This is a genomic window from Woeseia oceani (assembly GCF_001677435.1).
GTDB lineage: Bacteria > Pseudomonadota > Gammaproteobacteria > Steroidobacterales > Woeseiaceae > Woeseia > Woeseia oceani.
This window is the reverse complement of sequence record NZ_CP016268.1, coordinates 684,111-705,801: the sequence shown is the minus strand read 5'-3', so window position 1 is coordinate 705,801 and position 21,691 is coordinate 684,111. Positions and strand designations below refer to the sequence as shown.

The 21,691-nt window shown below is 57.9% G+C and carries 21 protein-coding genes; 10 read left to right on the top strand and 11 right to left on the bottom strand.

Translation table 11 applies throughout. From position 1 onward, the window contains the following. Positions 1-14: 14 nt before the first annotated feature. Positions 15-2,231 (bottom strand): putative bifunctional diguanylate cyclase/phosphodiesterase, encoded by a 2,217-nt coding sequence (locus BA177_RS03035; protein ID WP_068612680.1) that lies wholly within the window; start codon positions 2,229-2,231, stop codon positions 15-17. Between the two features lie 203 nt (positions 2,232-2,434). After that, a complete protein-coding gene (cysK, locus tag BA177_RS03025; protein ID WP_068612674.1) occupies positions 2,435-3,391 on the bottom strand; it encodes a cysteine synthase A in 957 nt (318 codons plus the stop codon). A 270-nt stretch (positions 3,392-3,661) separates the two neighbouring features. On the opposite strand from cysK, the gene BA177_RS03020 reads away from it, so the two are divergent. After that, positions 3,662-3,982, top strand: coding sequence for a LysR family transcriptional regulator (locus BA177_RS03020; protein WP_068612671.1), 321 nt, complete (start codon positions 3,662-3,664; stop codon positions 3,980-3,982). Positions 3,983-4,016: 34 nt separating this feature from the next. Here BA177_RS03020 and BA177_RS03015 read toward each other — a convergent pair whose 3' ends face one another. From BA177_RS03015 to BA177_RS03005, 3 genes are all read right to left on the bottom strand, one after another. Further along, positions 4,017-4,610: a TIGR04211 family SH3 domain-containing protein gene (locus BA177_RS03015; protein ID WP_068612668.1), complete on the bottom strand. Its 594-nt coding sequence runs from the start codon at positions 4,608-4,610 to the stop codon at positions 4,017-4,019. 205 nt (positions 4,611-4,815) lie between these two features. After that, positions 4,816-6,234, bottom strand: coding sequence for a D-alanyl-D-alanine carboxypeptidase/D-alanyl-D-alanine endopeptidase (gene dacB / locus BA177_RS03010; RefSeq protein WP_068612665.1), 1,419 nt, complete (start codon positions 6,232-6,234; stop codon positions 4,816-4,818). Positions 6,235-6,283: 49 nt separating this feature from the next. Further along, the gene (locus tag BA177_RS03005) at positions 6,284-8,086 is read right to left on the bottom strand and encodes a sigma 54-interacting transcriptional regulator (protein ID WP_082989817.1); all 1,803 of its coding nucleotides are present in this window, start codon (positions 8,084-8,086) and stop codon (positions 6,284-6,286) included. Positions 8,087-8,295: 209 nt separating this feature from the next. Between BA177_RS03005 and BA177_RS03000 the strand changes: the two genes are divergently transcribed. Continuing rightward, the gene (locus BA177_RS03000) at positions 8,296-8,553 is read left to right on the top strand and encodes a hypothetical protein (RefSeq protein WP_156762671.1); all 258 of its coding nucleotides are present in this window, start codon (positions 8,296-8,298) and stop codon (positions 8,551-8,553) included. 281 nt (positions 8,554-8,834) lie between these two features. Here the strand turns inward: BA177_RS03000 and BA177_RS02995 are convergent, their stop codons facing one another. Next, the gene (locus BA177_RS02995; RefSeq protein ID WP_068612659.1) at positions 8,835-9,107 is read right to left on the bottom strand and encodes a PGPGW domain-containing protein; all 273 of its coding nucleotides are present in this window, start codon (positions 9,105-9,107) and stop codon (positions 8,835-8,837) included. A gap of 116 nt (positions 9,108-9,223) precedes the next feature. Here BA177_RS02995 and BA177_RS02990 point away from each other — a divergent pair, with 116 nt between their 5' ends. Further along, complete coding sequence (locus BA177_RS02990) at positions 9,224-9,766, top strand: hypothetical protein (RefSeq protein WP_197493294.1); 543 nt, start codon at positions 9,224-9,226, stop codon at positions 9,764-9,766. 6 nt (positions 9,767-9,772) lie between these two features. On the opposite strand, the gene BA177_RS02985 is transcribed toward BA177_RS02990, so the two are convergent. After that, the gene (locus BA177_RS02985) at positions 9,773-10,666 is read right to left on the bottom strand and encodes a dienelactone hydrolase family protein (RefSeq protein WP_082989816.1); all 894 of its coding nucleotides are present in this window, start codon (positions 10,664-10,666) and stop codon (positions 9,773-9,775) included. Between the two features lie 93 nt (positions 10,667-10,759). Then, positions 10,760-10,915, bottom strand: a complete 156-nt coding sequence (locus tag BA177_RS18505; protein WP_156762670.1) for a hypothetical protein — start codon at positions 10,913-10,915, stop codon at positions 10,760-10,762. A gap of 342 nt (positions 10,916-11,257) precedes the next feature. On the opposite strand from BA177_RS18505, the gene BA177_RS02980 reads away from it, so the two are divergent. From BA177_RS02980 to BA177_RS02960, 5 genes are all read left to right on the top strand, one after another. After that, complete coding sequence (locus BA177_RS02980; RefSeq protein ID WP_068612651.1) at positions 11,258-12,679, top strand: MATE family efflux transporter; 1,422 nt, start codon at positions 11,258-11,260, stop codon at positions 12,677-12,679. Positions 12,680-12,876: 197 nt separating this feature from the next. Further along, positions 12,877-13,713, top strand: coding sequence for an ABC transporter ATP-binding protein (locus BA177_RS02975; protein ID WP_068618808.1), 837 nt, complete (start codon positions 12,877-12,879; stop codon positions 13,711-13,713). A 33-nt stretch (positions 13,714-13,746) separates the two neighbouring features. After that, complete coding sequence (locus tag BA177_RS02970) at positions 13,747-14,514, top strand: nuclease-related domain-containing protein (RefSeq protein WP_156762669.1); 768 nt, start codon at positions 13,747-13,749, stop codon at positions 14,512-14,514. Positions 14,515-14,580: 66 nt separating this feature from the next. Further along, positions 14,581-15,792: a DUF819 family protein gene (locus BA177_RS02965; protein WP_068612646.1), complete on the top strand. Its 1,212-nt coding sequence runs from the start codon at positions 14,581-14,583 to the stop codon at positions 15,790-15,792. Between the two features lie 49 nt (positions 15,793-15,841). After that, a complete protein-coding gene (locus BA177_RS02960; RefSeq protein WP_082989814.1) occupies positions 15,842-16,852 on the top strand; it encodes an MBL fold metallo-hydrolase in 1,011 nt (336 codons plus the stop codon). Between the two features lie 11 nt (positions 16,853-16,863). On the opposite strand, the gene BA177_RS02955 is transcribed toward BA177_RS02960, so the two are convergent. The 3 genes from BA177_RS02955 to BA177_RS02945 all read right to left on the bottom strand — a co-directional run bounded on the left by BA177_RS02955 (position 16,864) and on the right by BA177_RS02945 (position 18,705). Beyond that, on the bottom strand, positions 16,864-17,166 hold the full coding sequence (locus BA177_RS02955; RefSeq protein ID WP_068612643.1) for a GIY-YIG nuclease family protein: 303 nt from the start codon (positions 17,164-17,166) through the stop codon (positions 16,864-16,866). A 178-nt stretch (positions 17,167-17,344) separates the two neighbouring features. Beyond that, positions 17,345-17,716 carry a hypothetical protein gene (locus BA177_RS02950; RefSeq protein WP_068612640.1) on the bottom strand — a complete coding sequence of 124 codons (372 nt, stop codon included), beginning with the start codon at positions 17,714-17,716 and terminating at the stop codon, positions 17,345-17,347. 80 nt (positions 17,717-17,796) lie between these two features. Then, positions 17,797-18,705 (bottom strand): acyltransferase, encoded by a 909-nt coding sequence (locus BA177_RS02945; RefSeq protein ID WP_257739300.1) that lies wholly within the window; start codon positions 18,703-18,705, stop codon positions 17,797-17,799. Positions 18,706-18,888: 183 nt separating this feature from the next. Between BA177_RS02945 and BA177_RS02940 the strand changes: the two genes are divergently transcribed. Next, complete coding sequence (locus BA177_RS02940) at positions 18,889-19,407, top strand: (2Fe-2S)-binding protein (RefSeq protein WP_068612637.1); 519 nt, start codon at positions 18,889-18,891, stop codon at positions 19,405-19,407. Continuing rightward, complete coding sequence (locus BA177_RS02935) at positions 19,400-21,631, top strand: xanthine dehydrogenase family protein molybdopterin-binding subunit (RefSeq protein WP_068612634.1); 2,232 nt, start codon at positions 19,400-19,402, stop codon at positions 21,629-21,631. Before BA177_RS02940 ends, BA177_RS02935 begins: the two co-directional genes overlap by 8 nt. The last annotated feature ends 60 nt before the right edge of the window (positions 21,632-21,691 follow it).

Here is a 21,691-nt window from a genome sequence, read left to right as displayed (position 1 = left end):
CGAATTGCGCGAGTTTACGCTTTGGATGCGACGTCCTGGCCAAGCAGCTCCTGCATCACGATATCAAGCGGGCGTGGCTTGCCCGTCGCGTGGCCTTGCACGAAGTCGACACCCAGTTTGCGCAGCAGCGTCTTGGTCTTGCTGTTCTCCACGTATTCCGCAACGGTGTCCAGCTCCATAACCTTGGCCACCTGGGTAATAGCGGCCACCATCGACTCCGAAATTCGGTTGTCAGTTATGTCGCGTATAAAGCTGCCATCGATCTTCAGCGTGTCCACATTAAAGTTCTTGAGATACGCGAACGAGCTGAGGCCGGCACCGAAATCATCCAGCGAAAACCGGCAACCGCGCTTGCGCAGCGAATCAATGAACGATTGCGCTTTGCGGCGATTGGCAACCGCGGCAGACTCCGTGACTTCGAAACACAAAGACGCTGCCGGCACGCCGGAGGCATCGATCTCCTCCTCGATGAAACGGCGTATCGCATCGTCGCCAAGCGACTGGCCGGAGAGGTTCACTGAGAAGACCACCCCGGACTCCTCAAGGAAGCCGCTGTGCGGCCGCAAACTGGAAATAGTCGCAGATACCACCCAGCGATCGATCTGCGGCATGAGCTGATAACGCTCCGCCGCCGAGAAAAAGGCACTCGTCGAAATGCACGTACCATCCGTACCGCGCATTCGCAGCAATACTTCGAATCGCGGCGCCACGCCCTTCCGCGACAGGCTGACAATCGGCTGAGCATGCAATTCAAGCTCGTCCGCATCCAGTGACTTCTGAATCTCGGTGACCAGGTTCATATCATCAAAACGGCGAATGATGCTCTGGTTTTGCTGGTCATAAACCTCGATTCGATCGCGCCCATGATCTTTCGCCGAATCGCAGGCGATACGCGCCGCTTTCAAGATCGAGCTTTCATCACTGACTTGTGCGGTGAACGGCGCAATCCCCGCGCTTACGGTTACCTGCAGTGATTTGTCCCCTTTCAGGTAACGTAACTGGTCGCTGCTGCCACACAGGCTCTTCGCGAGCGCCATCGCTTCTTCTTCGCTACTGTGCGTCAACAGGATGGCAAAGTCGTCGCCGGTCAGCCGGGTCGCGATGCCGTTGCGCGGCAGTTGCTCTTCGATTAGCTGACCGAATCGCTTGATTACTTCATCACCGGCTTGCTGGCCGAACGTGTCGTTCACCAACTGCAGATTGTCCAGATCAAAATAGACCATCTGATGGACATCTGTCGGCTTTTCAAGCTGGCCCAGCGACTCGTGAATTTGCGCCTCAAAGCCCGAGCGATTCATCAGGCCGGTCATTACATCGAACGACTGCCTGATCAGGTACTCAACCTTGCGAACGACGTGCGACATGAATCGCATGTTTTCCGCCGTGAAAGACTGGCCATTGACCTTGCCAAGTTGTGCCACGGCGCCTTCTACGTTTCCTGCCGCATCATGCAGGGGACTGAGCATGACCTGAAATCCCTGATCTGCCGGACTCTCATGATTCGATGACGGCGGCACTTCGAAAACGGCCGGCTCATCCTCACCGATCAGCTTCGGGAACAACACGTCGATCAGGTATTTGTCCAGCGACTTGCGGTTAACGTGCTTCCAGCTTGAATGCGTAGCACTGATTCGAATGCGTTTGGCCGGCAATAACAAGACACTGTAGGCGACCCCCAGGTAACGACCGCTCTGGCCAACCAACTGGGCCAGGCCACTATGGCTACGGGACGTTCCGTGTACCTTTTCATCCAACGTGTAGACGAGTTTGAGCTCTTTCTCGACAGCCGCAGATCGCCGCTCGAGAAGGCTCACTCGTTCTTCAAGGTACAAATTCTCGCGGATGACATCGACAACCGGCAGCAGAATCTCCCGGATCAAATTCGGATTGAACCACGATGCCTTACCGGCATTGCGTGAGAAGACAGCGATCAGCACGCCAAGCGCATCAGCGCCGTCGCCGGGCACCGTTAACAATAGAATGGTTCGACCGGATGCCAGCGTACGCCGCAGGAAAGTACTGTCGGGTTCGCGACCGTGCAATATTTCGACGGGCAAATCGGTTACAAAATTGTCCAGCTCGTAGTCGTCTGCGCCGTCGCTGCTCCAAAAGCAGGCTCTGGATACGTCGTAGAAAGCAAAGCAGGTAGCGCGCGGCACCAAAGAGTGCAAGAGACCCTTTACCTTGCCGATGCTCCGCCGGCTGGCGATACGGTGCACTTCTGCCGTCATTGTCGTTGGCGCTCCGAAGTCGCATTCCGGCCGAAACGGCCAGCGCGAATTCAATAGATAGTGCCATGCGCGCTGTCCCTGTCACTGTGACTGGCGTCTCAGGCAAACTGCAGATTCAGGCGTTTTTGCCGGGTTTTATACAAAAATGCGGCCTGTGCACGGCCAAACGCGGAGCCGTGCAGGTACACGGCTCCGCGAAAGCATCAGCCTAACGTTGCCAGCCAGGCATCATCGGACCCTTCGTTGACGCCTTCAAACAGGGGCGTACTCAGATAACGCTCGCCAGTATCGGGCAGCATTGCCAGCAACACGGAACCCTGCTCCGCTTGCTCCGCTACAGCCAGCGCAGCTGCCAGCGTGGCACCGGACGAGATACCCGCAAAAATGCCTTCCTTTGCCGCCAACTCACGAGAAACCCGTATGGCGTCATCATCACTGACCGGAACCAGCTCGTCATAGATTTGCCGATTCAGCACGTCAGGAATGAAATCCGGCGTCCAGCCCTGAATCTTGTGCGGCTGCCATTCCTTGCCGGCCAGCAGTGACGCACCGGCGGGTTCGGTCGCGACGATGCGGACAGAAGGTCGGGCAGCCTTCAGCACTTCACCAGCGCCTGTCATTGTGCCGCCTGTGCCGTAGCCGCTCACCCAGTAATCGAGGCGACGACCGGCGAAGTCCCTGAGGATCTCGGGGCCGGTCGTTTGCCGGTGGTACTCAGGGTTCGCCGGGTTCTCGAACTGCCGGGCCAGGAACCAGCCATGCTGTTTCGCCAACTCTTCCGCCTTGCGCACCATGCCTGTGCCGCGCTCCGCCGCGGGCGTCAGAATGACCTTGGCGCCGAGACCGCGCATGATCTTGCGCCGCTCAACCGAGAATGACTCCGCCATGACCGCAACGAACGGGTAACCGCGCGCCGCACACACCATAGCCAGTGCAATGCCGGTATTGCCTGAGGTCGCCTCGACGACTGTTTGTCCCGGCTGCAGCTCACCGCGTTGTTCCGCATCGTTGATAATCGCAAACGCGAGCCGGTCTTTAACCGACGCCATAGGGTTGAACGATTCAACTTTAACGTAAAGCTCGACACCCGTTGGGCCCATGCGATTGAGCCGGATTACCGGCGTGTTGCCGATCGTGTCCAGAATATTGTCGTAAATCATGCTGAAAACCCCATAGTTCGTATGTCCTGGTGAATGCTGATGCGCCACCGGCGATCAGTGACAAAGCAGTGCGGATAGTAGCCTTGCTCGCTCGCTCTGAAAGCAAACTTTTTGTTTTGTGGCGATAACCCAACAGAATATCGGGACAAATAACAGAATAGTCTAAAGAATAGCTGAAACTGCCGGATTTTTAGCCGAACTCACTGAAACGTTCCATCCCTATTGCGGTCTATTTTTGTCAACCTGTGGCAAATAACCCAATCATCGAGAATGAAACTACAACAACTAAAGTACCTTCTCGCTATCGTCGACAATGGCCTCAACATCACCGCGGCCGCCGAACGCTTGTATACGTCACAGCCCGGCGTGAGCAAGCAACTCAAGTTGCTTGAGGAAGAGCTCGGCATGCAACTTTTTGTTCGCAAGGGCAAGAGCCTCAGCAGCATCACCCTGGCTGGCCACCAGGTAGTAAGCCGGGCCCGGCTGATTATGAAAGAGGTGGAAAGCATCCGCACGGTCACCTCCAGCCTGTACTGCGATGACGACAACAGCCACTATTCGAGCCGCGCACCGCAATCGCAGTTACGGTAATACAGCACAGCGTTGTGCGCCTCTTTGCAAATGCTCAGTAGATTCGAATACCGCCATGCCGTTTGCGGCTGCGATAGTCGGTCCACCAGAGGCCACCGAGAAAACCCGCCAGCAAACAAACCAGCAAAGCTCCACTAACCCAGGTTAACGGCAAGCTGTACTTGTATTTGCTGAAACGCGCTACGTACTCTTCGTTCTGCTCGGTCAATTCGTCAAGTTGTTGCCGGGTCTGCGCCAACGAAGCCGAACTCTCGTCCAGACTTTTTTCCAGTGATGCAATCGTTGCTGCTGGTTGTGCAAATGAGGCCTGCAATCGCGTCAGCTCTTCCTGTAAACGACCCGACTCAGCCTGCGCTTCATTGACGATCAGTTTTGCCGGTTTGTCCGAGACCAGATAGGCCGCCTTTACATAGCCGACCGTCCCGTCGGGCAAACGAACATTGGCGTAATTACGGTCTCTGCTGATGATCTCCAGCTCCTGGCCGCTTTCAAGCGTACGGAATGCTCGATCACTCGTATCCGCCGCCCTGTGCAATCCCAGTCGTAGCTGGTCAGTAATGTAGGCGGTCTCCGCGAGTGCTGTGAGCGGGCAGAGTGCCAGCAATAACAAACAAGTTAGCAAACGCATTGTTCTGTCTCCGTGACCTGCACGTGGAAATATAGTCGGCGGTAGCCACTCCACGGTAATGCCGCGCAGTGTACTAGAAGCAAATGCAACATTCCCGATCGCGCAGGTCAGGCTTTCGCACCAACGGGGCTGGCGGCATTGGCATCGCACGCCTGACCAGCGGCGCAAGACGTCCGGTGGCAGCCGGACAAACGGCGGCCTGCTGCTATTTCTGCCGCACCCAGCGCAGCACGGCGTCCTGGACTTCTTCCCCGGTACCGCGGTGGCTGTCGGTGTGGTTCAGCATGACAACGACGGCGTAGCGATTACCGGACTGCCCCTGCAGGTAACCGGCGATCGAACTCACGTGATCCAGCGAGCCGGTCTTCATGTGCGCGACTCCCTGCAGCGACTCGTCCCTAAACCGCCGGGACAAAGTGCCGTCCAATCCGGACAGGGACAGTGAAGAAAGGTATTCGGGCATGTATCGGCTGGAGAACGCGTAGTCGAGTAAGTCCCCCATGCTTCGGGCGCTGAGGCTTGCGGTCCGCGATAAACCGGAACCGTTGTCCAGCATCAGGTCTGTGATCTGCAGGTGGCGCTCAGCCATCCAGTTGCTGACCACGCGACGGCCATTCTCTTCGGTACCGGGAGCACCGTATTCTTCGGCAGCGAGCGTGTACAACAACTGCCGCGCCATCACGTTATTGCTGTGCTTGTTTACCTTGCTGATCACCTCAACCAGCGGCAAGGAATCAAACACCAGGTCCGGCTCGAGGCCCTCAGGTACCGGCACGTTCTTCCAGCCTCCCAGCAGCTCGCCGCCCGATTCTTCCCAGATAGACTTGAACAAACCGTAGGCATACGCATTGTGGCTCAGCGCGGTACGGCCCATCGAGTACTGGCGGCACCGCTCCGGAAACCGCCCGCTGAACGTAAAGCGATCGTAATTTTCGTTCGGCTGTATCGCGATACCACGCTGATAGCCGTTACAGGCTCCCGGCGCCAGGGACAGGCGATTGATGACGTGCACATTTTCAAGTGGTGGTTCGAGTTCGATTTCAACACCCGTGCCATCCAGTTTCGGTGTGAACAGGTACCGCACAACCTTGTAGTTCGCCATCAAGGCGTTGGGCGCTACGTTGTATGCCCGCAGCGGCTCGCGATCAAAGGCGGCAGGATCGTATACGCCAACGTCGAACCATGAATCGTCCAGCAACAAATCACCGGTAATTCGGTGTATACCGATTTGCCGCAGACGCCGTTGCAACTGCCAGATGCGCTCCGTAACGAGATACGGATCACCGTAGCCTTTCAGGTGCAAATCACCGTGCAAGGTCTTGTCACGGACCTCGCCACGCACGAACAATTCGGTGCGCCATTTATAGGTTGGACCCAGCTTGTCGAGCGCGACCAGCGTTGTTACCAGCTTCATTATCGACGCGGGCGTGCGAGGTTGATCAGCGTTCCACTCAAGCTCGATACCGCCGCGGCTCAGATTCTCGACATAAATGCTGAGACTGTCCTGTGGGATACCTCGGTGACTGAGTACATTCTGTACACGGGCCGGCAGCTTGCTTTCAACGTCAGCGATCACCGCTTGCGGCATAGCGGCCAGCGCCGCCAGAACAATGGCAAACTTCACTCGTTTCTCTCTGTAGGTTTAATAGCGGTTTGGCGGGTTTACCACCCTCTCAGTGCGGCTTTTTTATACCCAGTGCTTTCATTCTGTCCGCAAGTGTCGTTGGCCTGATACCCAGCAGCTCCGCGGCTCCCCGTTTTCCGGAAACCCGCCACTCGGTCTTGCGCAGCGCCTTGATCAGGTTGTCCTTTTGCAATTGCCGTATTTCTTCTTCGGTCAGCACAGTGTCCGCATCTACCGGTGCACTCGCAACAAGTGGCGCGTTAGCAGTAACATTGGCCTCCGGCAATGACAAATCGAGACGCAACACATTGCCCTGCGAAAGTATCACGGCCCGCTCGATAACGTTCTTCAATTCGCGAACGTTACCGGGCCAAGGGTAACTTCGTATGACCTCTACCTGATGCCGCGTCAGGGTCAATGGCTCACGACCGAAATCCTGACAGGTTTGCTCGAGAAAGTGTTGTGCCAGGTGCACTACGTCCTGCTCACGGCGACGTAGTGGTGGCACCTCGATCGGGAACACACTGAGCCGGTAAAAAAGATCCTCACGAAACTCACCTTCGACAACAAGCTTTTCAAGATCGCGGTTGGTAGCCGCAATCACCCGCACGTCCACTGTGCGGGTAACATCATCGCCCACCCGTTCGAACTCGCTTTCCTGCAGAACCCGCAACAATTTGCCCTGCAACTCGTAGGGGATTTCGCCCACTTCGTCGAGGAATATCGTGCCCCCGTCGGCGAGCTGAAAGCGACCCACCCGATCACGATGGGCGCCGGTGAACGCGCCTTTTACGTGGCCGAAGAACTCACTTTCGAACAAGTCTTTGGGTATCGAGGCACAGTTGACTTTGACGAGGGAACCCGCTGAACGCGGGCTGCGGGCGTGAATGGCACGAGCAATCAGCTCTTTGCCCACACCCGATTCACCCAGTATCAATACGCTGGCGGGCGTCTGCGCAACGGCTTCGACCTGGCGCAACATGTGCTTCAGCGCCGGACTCTGACCAACGATCCGGCCAAAATTCATAGCGACGCTGACCTCTTCCCGGAGGTAGTCGCGCTCGCGCTCCAGTTCCTCGCGCAGTCGCGCGTTCTCTGCCAGCGTATCGCGCAACGCCCTTTCCGCCCGGTTGCGCTCGGTGACATCTTTGGACGCAACCAGCATGCGCTGCACCTTGCCGGACGCCCCGCGTTCGGAGGTCGCAGACATGACCAGATCCAGAACCTGGCCACTCTTGGTGACCATCTGGCGTGCTTCATTGGTGAATTCGCCGCCGCTGATCAGTTCCTTCAGCTTGCCGGTGGTCAGCCGCTCCTGATCTTCTTTACTGTAGAAATCCTTGATCGACCGCCCGACCACTTCTTCCCGCGTGTAACCCATCTTCTTGAGCCAGTGGTCGGTCACCGTAACCACACAGCCCTCGGCGTCCACCGAGTGCAACATGGCCGGCGTTGAACGGTACAACTGTCGGTACTTCAGATTGGCCCGCGCCTGCACGTCGAGTTCCGTGTAGGTAGCGATGGTGTGCAACACCGCACCATCGGGATCGTGCTCAACAATTGAACTCGTCATGCAATTGACGATCTCGCCATCGTGCGCAACGAACGAAATCGGCTTGTTTTCGAGCTTTCCGGTGCGCCGCAGGATCGGCAGAAACTCGTGCTGAATTCTTTCGGCACTTTCTTCCGTCACGTAGCGCACCGGCCGCTGCCCGATCATGTCTTCGCGGCGGTAGCCGAGGCGCTTCAGAAAGGCGTCGTTAACGTCCAGGTAGCGGCCATCCTCGCCAATCGAGGTCGCCATGCCCGGCGCTTTGCGAAACAGCCATTGATAGTCGTCAGTTACGGTCATGCGGGCATGATATACGAAATTCCGTAAATGTCATTACGAATTTCCGTGATTAACGAAATTCCGTAACGAGTGATTTTTTCATAAGTCATTGATAAATAACGAATCACAAACTTGGCACGGTCCGTGCATTACTAGGCCTGAACAACAACTTTTTATTTTCCTCCGGTACTTGAATGGACTTGCTCCGGGGGACTGCAAAGGAAGCAACCATGAACAGCAAATTGGGCACGATCGTCTCTACGTCCCTGATGCTCGCAGGAATTACGCTCTGGTCCGTCAGTGTACTGGCCGCAGACAACGTAAGCAGCCTGCCTGCCTCAGCAGCGCAGAAAGATACCCGCGAACTGGCAGCTGATGCCAATCGCGCAGCAGCAAATGATGCGGTAACCCGTATCAACGCGGCAAACCGGCTCGATCTCGATATCGAACTGATTGGCCGTACCGCGGTAAAAATTGCAGGTAACTGATCAGCAACTGATCGGTAATCAAGCAACGGGTTTCGGTGGCAATACCGCGACTCCGGCACCTCTCCCCCCCCCCAGAGTGTCGGAACGCGTGCCCCCGGAATCCAACGCCAGTCAGGAGGCTGGCGAATACGGGCCAGGACGGTCCGGCGGCATAACCCCCCTTCTTGCCGCGAACACTGGGGAGCCAGAGACCAGACCCGCAAGGTCTGCGCGCCGGCGCATCAAGCACGGCACTCTGGCTCCCTTCTTTTTTTCCGATAATTCGAAACCGACGAAAGCGGCTACAACTTGTCCGCCACTGACCGGCGGCGCATATCAGCCTGTTTGCCACGCACGCGGGATGCCTGCTCACTGATTTTCTGTCGAATTTTGGCCAGCCAGCGGCGTGCCCAGGCAAACTCCAGACCAAGGATCCCGAGGCCGATTGGAATAACCACGAATGCCGGACCCGGCGTTACCAGCATGATCACACCCGCCAGAAAGACGGTACCGCCAATTACCGCGATCACTATGCGCTTCGCATAGCGATAAGGAACTTCGTAGAGAGACTTCATAAGCGCCGCCAAACCCGAGCTAAATCGTAATATCAAGCGTTGCCGGCATTTGCCCGACAATCGACGCTTGTGTTTTTTTACTGCCGTATCGTAGCCTTGGACTGATGAAAAACCGAATGTTCCTTCTTACCCCCGTCCTGTTACCCATTCTGGCCGCCGCCGAGACGCCGCATGCACTGAGCGTCAGCGCCGACACGCCGGTGGTTAAAGTTGCTTTGCGTGAGCCGGGCCGCAGCTTTCTCACCCTGCCGAAGCTTGATTACACGTTTTCGCTGCAGCCGGCCTGCGCGGACAATTGGGTCGCGGGCGGCCTGTCGCTAAGCATTGCCGACAGCCGACTCAACATAGACCCCACGTCGCTCAGCCAATCACAGACATCTTTGGACGCCAAGCTTTCGGTGCCAGCCAATCAACTTGCACCGATTCCTTTGTCCGGCTTTTGTGAGGCAACGGCGTTGGCGGAAGAGGCCGAAGCCAAGACCGAAAACGACCATTCAGGCAACGTCGCCGCTCAACGCCTGACGATTGCGGCCGCATTATCAGCACATGCGGCCCTGCTCTGCGTATCCGGTGAACAACAGCAACGTATTACTTATGTATCGCGCTCGCTGGATATTGACCTTGTTTGTGACCCGCAAGCCGGCAGCAGCGGGCCCTGAGGACGACTAAGTACCACCTGCACCCAGGTTGCTGCGCAGAAACTCGACCACGAGGCCCCACGCCTCGTGCGCCGACTCTGCGTCATAGTTGTTGCCGGTAGGGTTGGCAAAAGCGTGCCCGACCCCGTCGAAAATGCGGATATCGTAGTCCTTGCGCAGACGTTCGAGCGCCGCCTCGAATTCGCGCACTGATTCGACCCGTATACCACTGTCGTCGGCGGCAAAAATCCCCAGCAGCGGCACATTCAAAGGCCGCAGTCGCTCTTCATCGTTAGTCACTTGTCCGTAGTAGATAACCGCGGCATCAAGCTCGTCTGGAAACAACAGCGCCGTATTCAGCGACCAGCTTCCGCCGAAACACCAACCCAATGAACCGATGCGCGGCGCGCCGGCGGTATTCTTCACAAAGTCATAGGCCTGCCGCAGATTCTCGTTCGCGGGTTCAGGGTTCTCCACAACACGCATCATCAGCTCGCGTGCCTCAGCCGGTGTCGCGGCCGACTTACCACCGAACAGATCAACGGCGAGAACTATGTAACCTTCGGCCGCAATTCTGTCGGCCATCGCCTCGACACCTTCGTTCAACCCCCACCACTCGTGAATGACGATAACGGCGGGCAGCGGCTCAACCATATCCGCGGGAAACACAAAATGACCGTACACCAGCTCCTCGTTGACCTCGGCATACGGTAAACGCTCGGTAACGACGGCACGCTCAAGTGCAATGTCGGCAGCAGGGCTGGGTGTCGCAGTGTCGTTGGCATGTTCCCGGGACATTGCGTCGACATTATTACGCGCAGCCTCTTCCTGACTCTCGGTACCGCCGCCGCACGCAGCAAGCCCCAGCAGCGCAAACCAGGCCAGTAGGGCTATCGCAAGTCGCTTGCCAAACATACTCATTCACTTCTCCACAATACTGCTGGCGGCGGGCGCCGGACTGTCGCTGTGGGCGCTAGTGTAATCGAAAATCGCGGGCCGTCGCACTCCGGCCCTTTACCAGTCGTCTTCGTCCTCCCATTCGCGCAGCTTGCTCTTGTCGACTTTCTCCCACAGCTCACGACTCCGCCGCATGTGCTGCAGCACTTTGGCCAGAACGTAAATCACGACCAGCAGAACGATACCAAGCGCAATCCATACTCCGTCATCCATCTCCGACCCTCCTTGCAGGCATTACTGAACGCTGGCCTGTCGTTGACAATCAACGACGATCGGTTAGCATCCGGCGAGTAAGTTCAAACAACCACCACGTTCTGCCCATCGAGCCACCGATGAAGATCATTGCACACACAATGCTGACCGCTGTCATCGTCTGGCAAGATCGTGCTGCCGTACTGCTGGCCACTACCGCAACAGTATTCGACGCGCACCGCCACGCACCTACCGCGTAGCCCGAATCGTCTTTCCTGAAAACGTTTCCGGTCACGCATCTCCGGAATCCATAGTTGTGCCTGTCAATTACAGGTCGGGCAACAAAGCAGGGCAAGAACAATAATGACTTACGCCAATAGCAATAACGAACTAACACTGAGGCAACGAACGTTCGCCTTCGTGCGTGCCGCGCTGGCAGACAATGAAACAGATTTTACCCGTGGACCGGTTGCTCGCTCACTCGGCTTGCTTGCTTTTCCCATGATGCTGGAAATGTCCATGGAAGCGATTTTCGCTGTTGTGGACATTGCATTCGTGTCGCAACTCGGCACCGCTGCGGTTGCTGCCGTTGGACTCACTGAAGCGCTGGTTACCGTGTTGTACGCCGTTGCCATAGGCCTCGGCATGGGCGTCACGGCAATGGTATCCCGGCGCATAGGAGCGAAGCGCCCTGACTCTGCCGCACAGGTCACCGGCCAGGCTATTTGGGTCGGACTGATCCTGTCCGCATTGATTGGGCTTGCAGGCAGTTACTACGCGCGTGATCTGCTGGCTCTGATGGGCGCAGAAGCCGAGGTCATCACGACGGGTGGCGGCTATACCGTCATTCTGCTTGGCGGCTCGGGAAGCATCCTGTTCCTGTTCCTGCTGAATGCGGCGTTTCGCGGCGCCGGGGATGCGCCGGTCGCACTGCGCGCACTGGCCATTGCCAATGCCGTCAACATCCTGCTCGATCCCTGCCTGATTTTCGGCTGGGGCCCGTTTCCCGAACTGGGTGTCAGTGGCGCTGCCATCGCAACGACGATCGGACGCAGTTGCGGCGTGGTGTACCTCGGCTGGTATTTGCTGAACAGTAAGGGCCGGCTCCGCTTCCAACTGCGTCACTTGCGAATTGCGCCACAAGTAATTGGCCGCATGCTGTCGATCTCAGTCGGAGGTATCGGCCAGTTTCTGATAACCACATCGAGCTGGATAATCGTCATGCGCATCGTCGCGATCTACGGCAGTGCGCCGGTGGCTGCCTACACCATTGCCCTGCGCCTTATCGAGTTCGCGATTCTGCCTGCCTGGGGGCTCGGCAATGCCGCCGCCACGCTGGTCGGCCAGAACCTCGGCGCGGCCAAACCCGACCGGGCGGAGCAATCCGTGTGGACGGCCGCCCGCTATAACGCCGGCTTCCTCACGATTCTGGGCATACTGCTGCTGGTGTTTGCTCCCTACATCGTACAGTGGTTCTCGGATGATCCCGAGATACTGCATTACGGCACGAATTGCCTGCGCATCATGGGCATCGGCTATCCGATGTATGCCGTCGGCATGATCATCATCCAGGCATTGAATGGTGCCGGCGATACCCGAACACCGTCGGCACTGAATTTCGTCTGCTTCTGGGCTATCCAGATTCCGCTCGCGTATTGGCTGGCAACGATGGCGGGTTTCGGACCGAACGGCGTGTTTCTGTCCATCGTGATCAGCGAATCATTATTAACCGTGTTGGCCGTCATTCTTTTTCGGCGCGGAAAATGGCGCTTGCAGAAGGCCTGATTGACAACGTTCGCAGAACACTAGACGACGCTGGCGCGCCCAATCGCTCTCAAGCAAAAACAGCGGTGCACTTTGCGCGAGCGGACTGGTACGCTGCGCCCGTGACACGCCTTGCGTGCTGCACTCGCTCGCCGACACTGGATGACCGGGCGCATGCCGCGAAAAATCCTGAACAACCGAACACCACCGCCCGAACCATGACGAAACCAACGAACGACGAACTGCCCTTAATCGAGATTCAGAATGCAACGGTCTGGCGCGGAGATACCCGCGTTTTCAAGAACCTCAATCTGACCATCCCGCAACACCAGCAAGTCGCCATACTCGGGCCGAACGGCTCGGGCAAGACGACCCTGCTGAAACTCGTCAACCGTGCGATTTATCCGGTCGTCAGCGCGGACTCCTCAGTGCGAATACTGGGGCGGGATACCTGGAACGTCTGGGAATTGCGCGCGCAGATCGGGCTGGTCTCGCACGATCTGCAGACCCGCTACACGGCAACGACGAGCGGCCTGCACGTGGTCGTTTCCGGGTTTCATTCCAGTGTCGGCGTACACGGTATGGTCGCCAGACGGTTGCGTCCCGAGCAACTGGACAGGGCACGCGCCGTCATGGCCGAACTGGGGGTTGAAGCCCTGGTGGATACTCCGCTCAAACGAATGTCCACCGGGCAGCAACGCCGCTGCCTGCTGGCACGCGCACTGGTCCATGACCCGCAGACACTGATACTCGATGAACCCACTGCCGGACTCGATCTCGCTGCAAGCTTCGACTATCTCGCGAGAATCCGCAGGCTCGTCGACGCTGGCAAGAACATCGTGATGGCGACCCACGCGATACACGAAATCCCACCGTCAGTCAGCCGGGTCATCCTGCTGCGCGACGGCCAGATCGTGGCCGACGGCAGTCGTGAGGCCGTACTGACGGCTAGCAACCTGCAGGCCGCCTTTGTTGTCCCAATGCGGGTCGCGCGAGTGGATGACTACTTTCTGGCTTATCCGCCAAATGACAACTCCCTGCCAGACCAGGCCTGATTCCTGGCCGCAGCCGCCCTCCAGAACCAAAACGTGACCTGTTACGCCGACTTTCGCACCCTGCCAGACTACGCTATGACCATGCCTTCAAGACTCTTGCAACGCCTGACCACCGCCGCAACTATGCTGGCGCTGCCATTAGCTGCCAGCGCGGCAGCGGCCGAGGACGTTGACACCGGCCTGCAAGGCAGCGGCTTCACACTGGCGTTACTGTGTGCCGGTGCAGCAATAGTCGTGGCCTTGTTGGTTCGCAACCGGGCAGCCCCGCTGCTGCAGTCTGCCAATCGCTGGCTGGGTGGCCGCCGGGTAAAAAACGCCATTCGCAGTGGTCGCTTTGAACGCCTCGATAACTTCATTCTGCCGGGCACCTGCGACGGACTGAACCGGATCGACCACGCCGTACTCACCTCCGGCGCCATCATTTGCATCAGGGCGAAAAGTTGCAACGGCACGGTTTTCGGCGCAGCACGAGATCCGCAGTGGACCAACGTTGACGGTGTTGAGCGGCGCCGATTCCTCAACCCACTGATACAGAACGCGGGCCGTGTGCGTGCCCTGCAGGAAATTGTCGGCGACATGCCAGTCGTCAACCTTGTGGTGTTCAGCGGCGATGTGCAGGTACCGACCGCTCCGGCCGAAAATGTCATTCATGTCTCCGCATTGCGCGCCTGGCTTTTGCGATTCCAGGAAAACAGTCAAAGCGCAGCAGACCCTGAGGCTGCCTGGCTCAGTTTGCGCGCGGCCGCCCGGACGGATGCCGCATCCCGCAAGGATTTCGAGTCACAGCTCAGCTTCGGTTAGCCGCTCGCTCCGCGTTTGCAGTGATTTCGCTATACTCCGCGCTTCGCAAGCTGCCCGGAAGTCACGATGGATGCATCACCCACCGCTCTGATCGCCTCTCCTGCCGGTGTTCTTGCTGTTTTGTGTGCTGTCGCCGCGTTCTGGTTTGCGTTCGAACAGAAGAGTCAGCTGAAGCTGTTCATTTACGTTCCACCGCTACTCTTTATCTACGCGACACCCGTCTTCCTCAATAATCTTGACGTCATACCGCATGACTCTCCGGTATACGGCGGTCTCAGCGATTTTGTACTTCCCGCGTTCATTGTCCTGATGCTGATCAAGGTCGATGTCCCGGCCGCAATTCGCATCATGGGCAAAGGTGTGCTGGTTATGTTGATGGGTACGGTTGGCGTCATGGTGGGCGCGGTCGTTTCCTTCATGATTGTGCATCGTTGGCTGGACGCCGATGCGTGGAAGGGCTTTGGTGCACTGGCTGGCAGCTGGATAGGTGGCACCGGCAATATGGCAGCTACGGCCGAAATGCTGGGCACTCCGCCAGAACAATTCGGCCTTGCCGTACTGGCAGACAACGTCATCTACATCGTTTGGCTACCCATCCTGCTGGCTTCCAAGAATTTTGCCGATCGTTTCAACCGCTGGTCCAAAGTTCCGGAAGAAAGACTGCGTGAAATGGACCGGGCATCGGCCGCCGCGTTCACTGACGAAGCAACGCCGGAGATGCGTGACTACATTTATCTGGCGGCCATTGCGCTTGGGGTCACCTGGGTTTCCGGCGCCGCCGCTGACTTACTGTATGCATGGACCAGCACCTCGCACCCGCAACTCGCCGGCATGCTGACTCATTCGACATGGCGCATACTGCTCATTACAAGCATTTCGCTGCTGTTGTCGACCACGCCTGTCTCCCGTTTGCCGAACTCAACCGCAATGGGTACGGCGATGATCTATGTTTTTGTCGCCGGGATGGGTGCACGTGCGTCTATCGAAGGATTCGCACAAGCGCCCGCATTCCTGCTCGGCGCATTTATCTGGATATTTATTCATGGCGCATTTTGCTTACTCGGCGCCAGAGTCTTCAGTGTTGACGTGCACAGCGCTGCGATTGCATCGGCGGCCAATATCGGTGCCGCTGCCTCCGCACCAATTGTCGCGGCCTTCCACCGGCCCAGCCTCGTGCCCGTGTCCATACTGATGGCCTTGATTGGCTACGCACTTGGCAATTATCTCGCACCATTGACGGCGCACCTGGCACGAATGGCGGTGGGCCTGCCCGCCTGAACGACGAGCACGCTCTCCCGCACGGCGCTACTGGTGCTAGAGTTCGCGAATGGAAATTCTGTCGCGCGCTCTGCGCACACTCATCATCGTAGTGCTGGTCGCTCTGGTTACCGGTTGCGGCGCACTCGCGTGGCTTTGGCAAACGCGCGCATCGCCCGCAGACATGCCATTAGCCGTCGCTACCCCGGCTACCAACAGTACCGATAAAGTCACGATGACCTGGCTGGGCATAACGACATTGCTGTTCGACGATGGCGAAACACAGATCATTACTGACGCGACATTTTCCCGTCATTCACTATTGGATATCGTGTTGTTTCGTCCGTTGGAGTCGGATATTGCCCGCATCAATTTCGCGCTGGACGAATACGGCATTGATCGGCTGGCTGCGATCATTCCTTTGCATTCACACTTTGATCACGCAATCGATGCGGGCCACGTTGCAAACAGAACGGGTGCAATGATACTCGGTTCGGAATCAACCGCTAACATTGCGCGCGGCAGCAAGGTACCGGTCGATCAATACCAGACGCTGCAATTCGGCGAGTCCCGGTACTTCGGAAAATTCACCGTCACGCTGCTCGAATCGCGGCATGTCGCACAACTCCCGAACGATGGCTATTTCTTCCCCGGGCATATCGACAGCCCGCTACAACAACCAGCGCCGGTGAACGCATGGCAAGGCGGTGCGGTTTACTCAGTGCTTATCAGCCACCCTGACGGTACCGTGCTGATCAAGGGCAGTGCCGGCTTTCTGCCGGGCGAACTTGAACAACGCCAGGCCGACGTTGCCGTAGTCAGTATCGCCGGTCTGGAACGTCTGGGTCGTGACTACACTGATGACTACTGGCGCGAAATTATTGCGGCAAGCGGCGCCCGGCGGGTTTATGCCGTACACCACGACGACTTTACCCAACCGCCAGGTCAACTCGCGTTGTTTCCCGACATTGTGGACGACGTGGTTAGCAGCAGCTCGTGGCTCAGGGATATCGCGACTTTGCAGGAGCCGCCTGTCGAAGTACTGCTACCCCCTTTGGGCCAGCCAGCAATATTGTTCTGAGCAACTGCGCGCTACCAGGCCTGCATCAGAACGCGGAGCTCGGCGGGTGAACGCAACAACGCCTCTTTGCGCGCCTTGCTCAATCGTTTGATGCGATGCTCAACGCGACTGGCATGGCTACGGTCGCTGACCTCACCCGCAAACACCAGGGCCAACGGGCCGCGACCACGCAGGTACTTGGCACCGCGGTCCGAGTGACGGTGCTCATCCAGGCGACGCCCGACGTCGGTTGCGATTCCCGTGTACAGACTCCCGTCCGCGCAACGCACGACGTACACATTCCAGCTCTTGGCTATCTCGTCAACGGCCGCCATGAAACGACCCGCTTACAGAGTGCACTAACCGCGAAATGCCCGGTCCGGCGTTTACCGTACTGACAATGCAGGCGCTGGATGCGCCTGCTGGCTCAGCGATCAAGACTGTGAACGGCAAGGATCTGGCAATGAAGCTGCCAAGCGCGTGATTACAGCGAAGGGCGAACACGTCGAAAGTTCAGGCGTTGCCACCCGCAAGACATTCACCAAGGACCCGAAAGGCCCCGGCTTCAACACTTGCTTTGTTGGCCGCAGTACCTTCGTAGGTCAACACGATTTGCTGTTCGCCATTCAGTTCAGCGGCCGGCTCATTCAACAACAGCGTTAACATGTTGTCGCTCATTCTTGCTTCACGCACAAGATCATGGCCGGAGAATTGCTGTTCATTGATCTCGATATACAGCGAGTGCGGAAGGTCGTCGTTCTCACAACGCATCAACAACAGGTAATCATCGATTTCACCCTGCTCTGACGTGCGAGCGAAGAACAGCATCATCGCGTCGTCCCGCACATCGAATGCGACGGTGTCATAGCTGCGCGTAGTTTGCATCAGACGCCCCGGTTCTCATTGAAAGAAGATTGTACGCTAACTCGCCGAAGCCTGCCGAAGCGCGCCGTTGGTGCAGCTCGTCAGTTATCGGCGCAAGCGTTCGCGCGCAAGTTATCGATGCGTTCATCTTTATCGGACCATACACCGCCCAGCCATTGGTGAAAATTCCGCCTGTATTCGCGGTCATTGACGTAATCACCGTCAATCATCCAGTCATCGACGTCACGTAGCTGGATATCGACAACAACATGATCCAGCTCGCCGCAGACCATACCCCAGAAATCGGGCGCGCCAGACGGGTAGACAACGGTCACATCGACAATGCCGGAAAACATATCACCCATTGAAGACAACGCCAGCGCCATGCCACCCGCACGCGGCGCCAACAGATTGCGATAAGGCGAACCACGTCGTTCACGCTTCTCCTCACTGAATCGCGTACCTTCAATAAAATTAATCACTGACGTAGGTGTGTGGCGGAATTTCTGGCAGGCCCGCCGCGTGGCCTCAAGGTCACTGCCTTTCTTTTCAGGGTGCTTTGCGAGATAGGACTTCGAATGACGCTGCATGAATGGCATGTCCAATGCCCAGAACCCGAGACCCAACAATGGAAACCACACGAGTTGTTTCTTGATAAAAAACTTCAGCAGGGGCACTCGTCGGTTGAAGACCGTTTGCAGCGCGACGATGTCGACCCAGGACTGGTGATTCACGATCAGCAGGTACCAATCGTCACGTCGCAACAGCTCGAGACCGTTGACGTCCCAGCGCGTGTTGCTGACCAATCGGAGCAACAGCGCATTGCCAGCAACCCAGTTCTCAGCCAGGTACATCAACCAGCGCGTGAGGATCCGCCGCGGCCCGGCGAGCGGCAACAGCAGCTTCACGACGGCCAGTAGCAATAGCGGAATAATCCACACCACCGTATTCAGGGTCATGCCGCTGAATACCAGCAACCCTTTCAAATTTCGCAGAAATTTCCTGATCAAACTGCTTTACAGCCTCGTGCCTCACATACCGGTGCGCCATTCTAGCCCGAATTTGCTGTCAGCATGACGACGGCAGTGCTCAGCCGGCATTTGCCGCCATCCGGGGCTTGGCGTACTGTTTGACATCAGAATCGCTTTGTTTCCCCGGGTGAACACTTTACCAATCACACAAAGGCTGAAGGCATGCTGACACTCACCATCAATGGCGAAGTGCACGAACTCGATGTCGACCCCGCCACGCCGCTGCTGTGGGTTATTCGCGAGCAGCTGGCACTGACCGGCACGAAATTCGGTTGCGGCATAGCGCAATGCGGCGCCTGTACCGTGCATTTGAATGGCGCGCCTGTTCGCTCTTGCGTCACCCCGGTGACCGTTGCCGACCAGCAAAAAATCACGACGATCGAAGGCCTGGCAACGAATGGCGAGTGGCACCCGCTGCAACAAGCCTGGATTGATGAACAGGTACCGCAGTGCGGTTATTGCCAGTCGGGCCAGATCATGTCGGCGGCAGCGTTGCTCGCCAACAACCCGAACCCGAGCGACAACGATATCGATCAGGCGATGAGCGGCAACGTTTGCCGTTGTGGCACCTACGGCCGCATTCGCAAAGGTATCAAACGGGCCGCCGCAACACTGGCCGCCGGCGAGTCATCGGAACCGCAAGACCGTTCCGCCGGTCGCGGGGAGAGCCGGCATGGGTAAATGGACTCGTCGTGCATTTATCAGCAGCGGCATCATCGCGGGTGGCACCCTGGCCGTCGGTGTTGCAATTCGCCCCGGTGATCGCAGCGGCAAAGTCGCGGACCTGATAGCGGCAGACGGTGCTGCCGTATTCGATGTGTGGCTGAAGCTGGCGCCGGACAATACGGTGACCGCCATCATTCCCCATGCCGAGATGGGGCAAGGCGTGCACACCTCACTCGCCATGATGCTGGCTGATGAACTGGATGCGAACTGGGACGAGGTCCGCATGCAGGAAGCACCGGCACACAAAGAGTATGCGAACTACGCAATGGCCAAGGGCTACGCGCTGGGCGACGCGGATTTTCCTGCGTTCCTCGTTGATACTGTGGACGGCGTGTTTCTGACCGCCACCCGGATGATGGGCCTGCAAATTACCGGCGGCAGCACCTCCGTCAAGACCACCGGTCAGCAGGCCATGCGTGTTGCCGGCGCAGCGACCCGCTCGATGCTGCTGCAGGCCGCCGCCGAAGAATGGCAGGTGGCAGTCAGCGAGCTGTCCGCCAGCAGCGGTCGTATCGAACACCCTGCCAGCCATCGATCTGCGCCGTTCGCCGCGTTCGCCGAGCGTGCAGCAAGCCTGCCGGAGCCGGCTAAACCCCGTTTGAAGACCAGTAGTGAATTTACAATCATGGGCACTTCGCCGGCGCGTCTGGACGTGCCCGCAAAGGTGGATGGCAGCGCCAGCTTTGGTATCGATGTTCGCTTGCCGGGCATGAAGTTTGCTGCCGTCAAAGCCGCACCGGTGTTTGGTGCCCGCATCGCAAACGTGCGCAATGAATCCGTACAGAATATGCCGGGGGTGCGCCGAATCGTTAACCTGGGCGATGCCGTTGCCGTGGTTGCCGACAGTTACTGGCAGGCGGAACAGGCACTCGCCAGGTTGACAGTCAGCTACACCGAGAGCGGCAACGAACGCATCAACCAAAGCGACATTTTCAATCAGTTCACCGCGGATCTCGATAAAGCGGTCGCTGAGCAAGCTTTCGAGACTGACGTCAAAGCCGGCGACGCCGCGGCCGCGTTCACGGCGGGAGAACGGATTATCGAGGCCGAGTACCGGGTCCCTTACCTCGCGCACGCAACGATGGAACCGATGAACTGCACAGCCTGGATGCGTGACGGTCGCTGCGAGCTATGGACCGGCACACAAAATCCGCTTGGGTTTGCGCTGGAAGTGGCAAAGGCGCTCGACATTGACGCGGATGACGTAACTCTGCACAACCAATACCTTGGCGGAGGTTTCGGCCGGCGCGCATTTCCGGACTACGCCATCCAGGCAGCGCGCATTGCCAGAGAATCAGCCTATCCCGTGCAACTGATCTGGTCGCGCGCGGAAGACACCCGTCACGATCACTACCGACAGGCGAACATCAGCCGCTTTCGCGCTGCCATCAATGCTGACGGCATGCCACTGGCCTGGGAGAACAGCTACGTTGACAAGCACGACCCGGCGGAGGCCACCCATATTCCGTATGGCATAGACCACCAACTGATTCGCTACACGAGCAGCCAGTCACACGTACCGTGGGGGTTCTGGCGCAGCGTCGATCACTCGCTGCACGCTTTCTTCACCGAATCGTTCATCGACGAGCTCGCCATCGCGGCGGGCGCCGACCCTTACACTTACCGCCGCCAGCTGCTGGCCAACAACCCGCGCTTTCGCGATGTGCTGGATCTCGCCGCCGAAAAATCAGACTGGCAACGGCCACTACCGGAAAACTTCGGCCGCGGCATTGCAATACACCGGTCCTTCGGCACGATAGTGGCGCAGGTATTGGAAGTCGAAATCGTCGCCGGCAAACTCATCGCCCGACGCGCGGTCTGTGCAGTCGATGCCGGCTACGCCGTGCACCCGGACGGCATGAAGGCGCAAATGGAGAGCGGCATTATCTATGGCCTGACCGCAGCCTTGTATGGCGAAATTTCCATACGCGATGGCGCGGTGCAACAGAGTAATTTCCATGATTACCCCATGCTGCGCATGAGTGAAGCGCCGGAAATTGAAACTCATATCATTAACAGCGGCGAGAGCATGGGTGGTGCGGGTGAGCCGGGCACACCGGCGATCGCTCCGGCACTCACCAATGCAATCTTCGACGCGACTGGTACGCGCATTCGTGAACTGCCCGTGCAACGCCACGATTTGTCGAAACCCGACCTGAAGGCGCGCGACGTAGTCTGACGCGCTGTCAGCGGCAAGCGGGAGACCAGCACGGCTCGACCCGCGGAAGAGAGGGGCGTC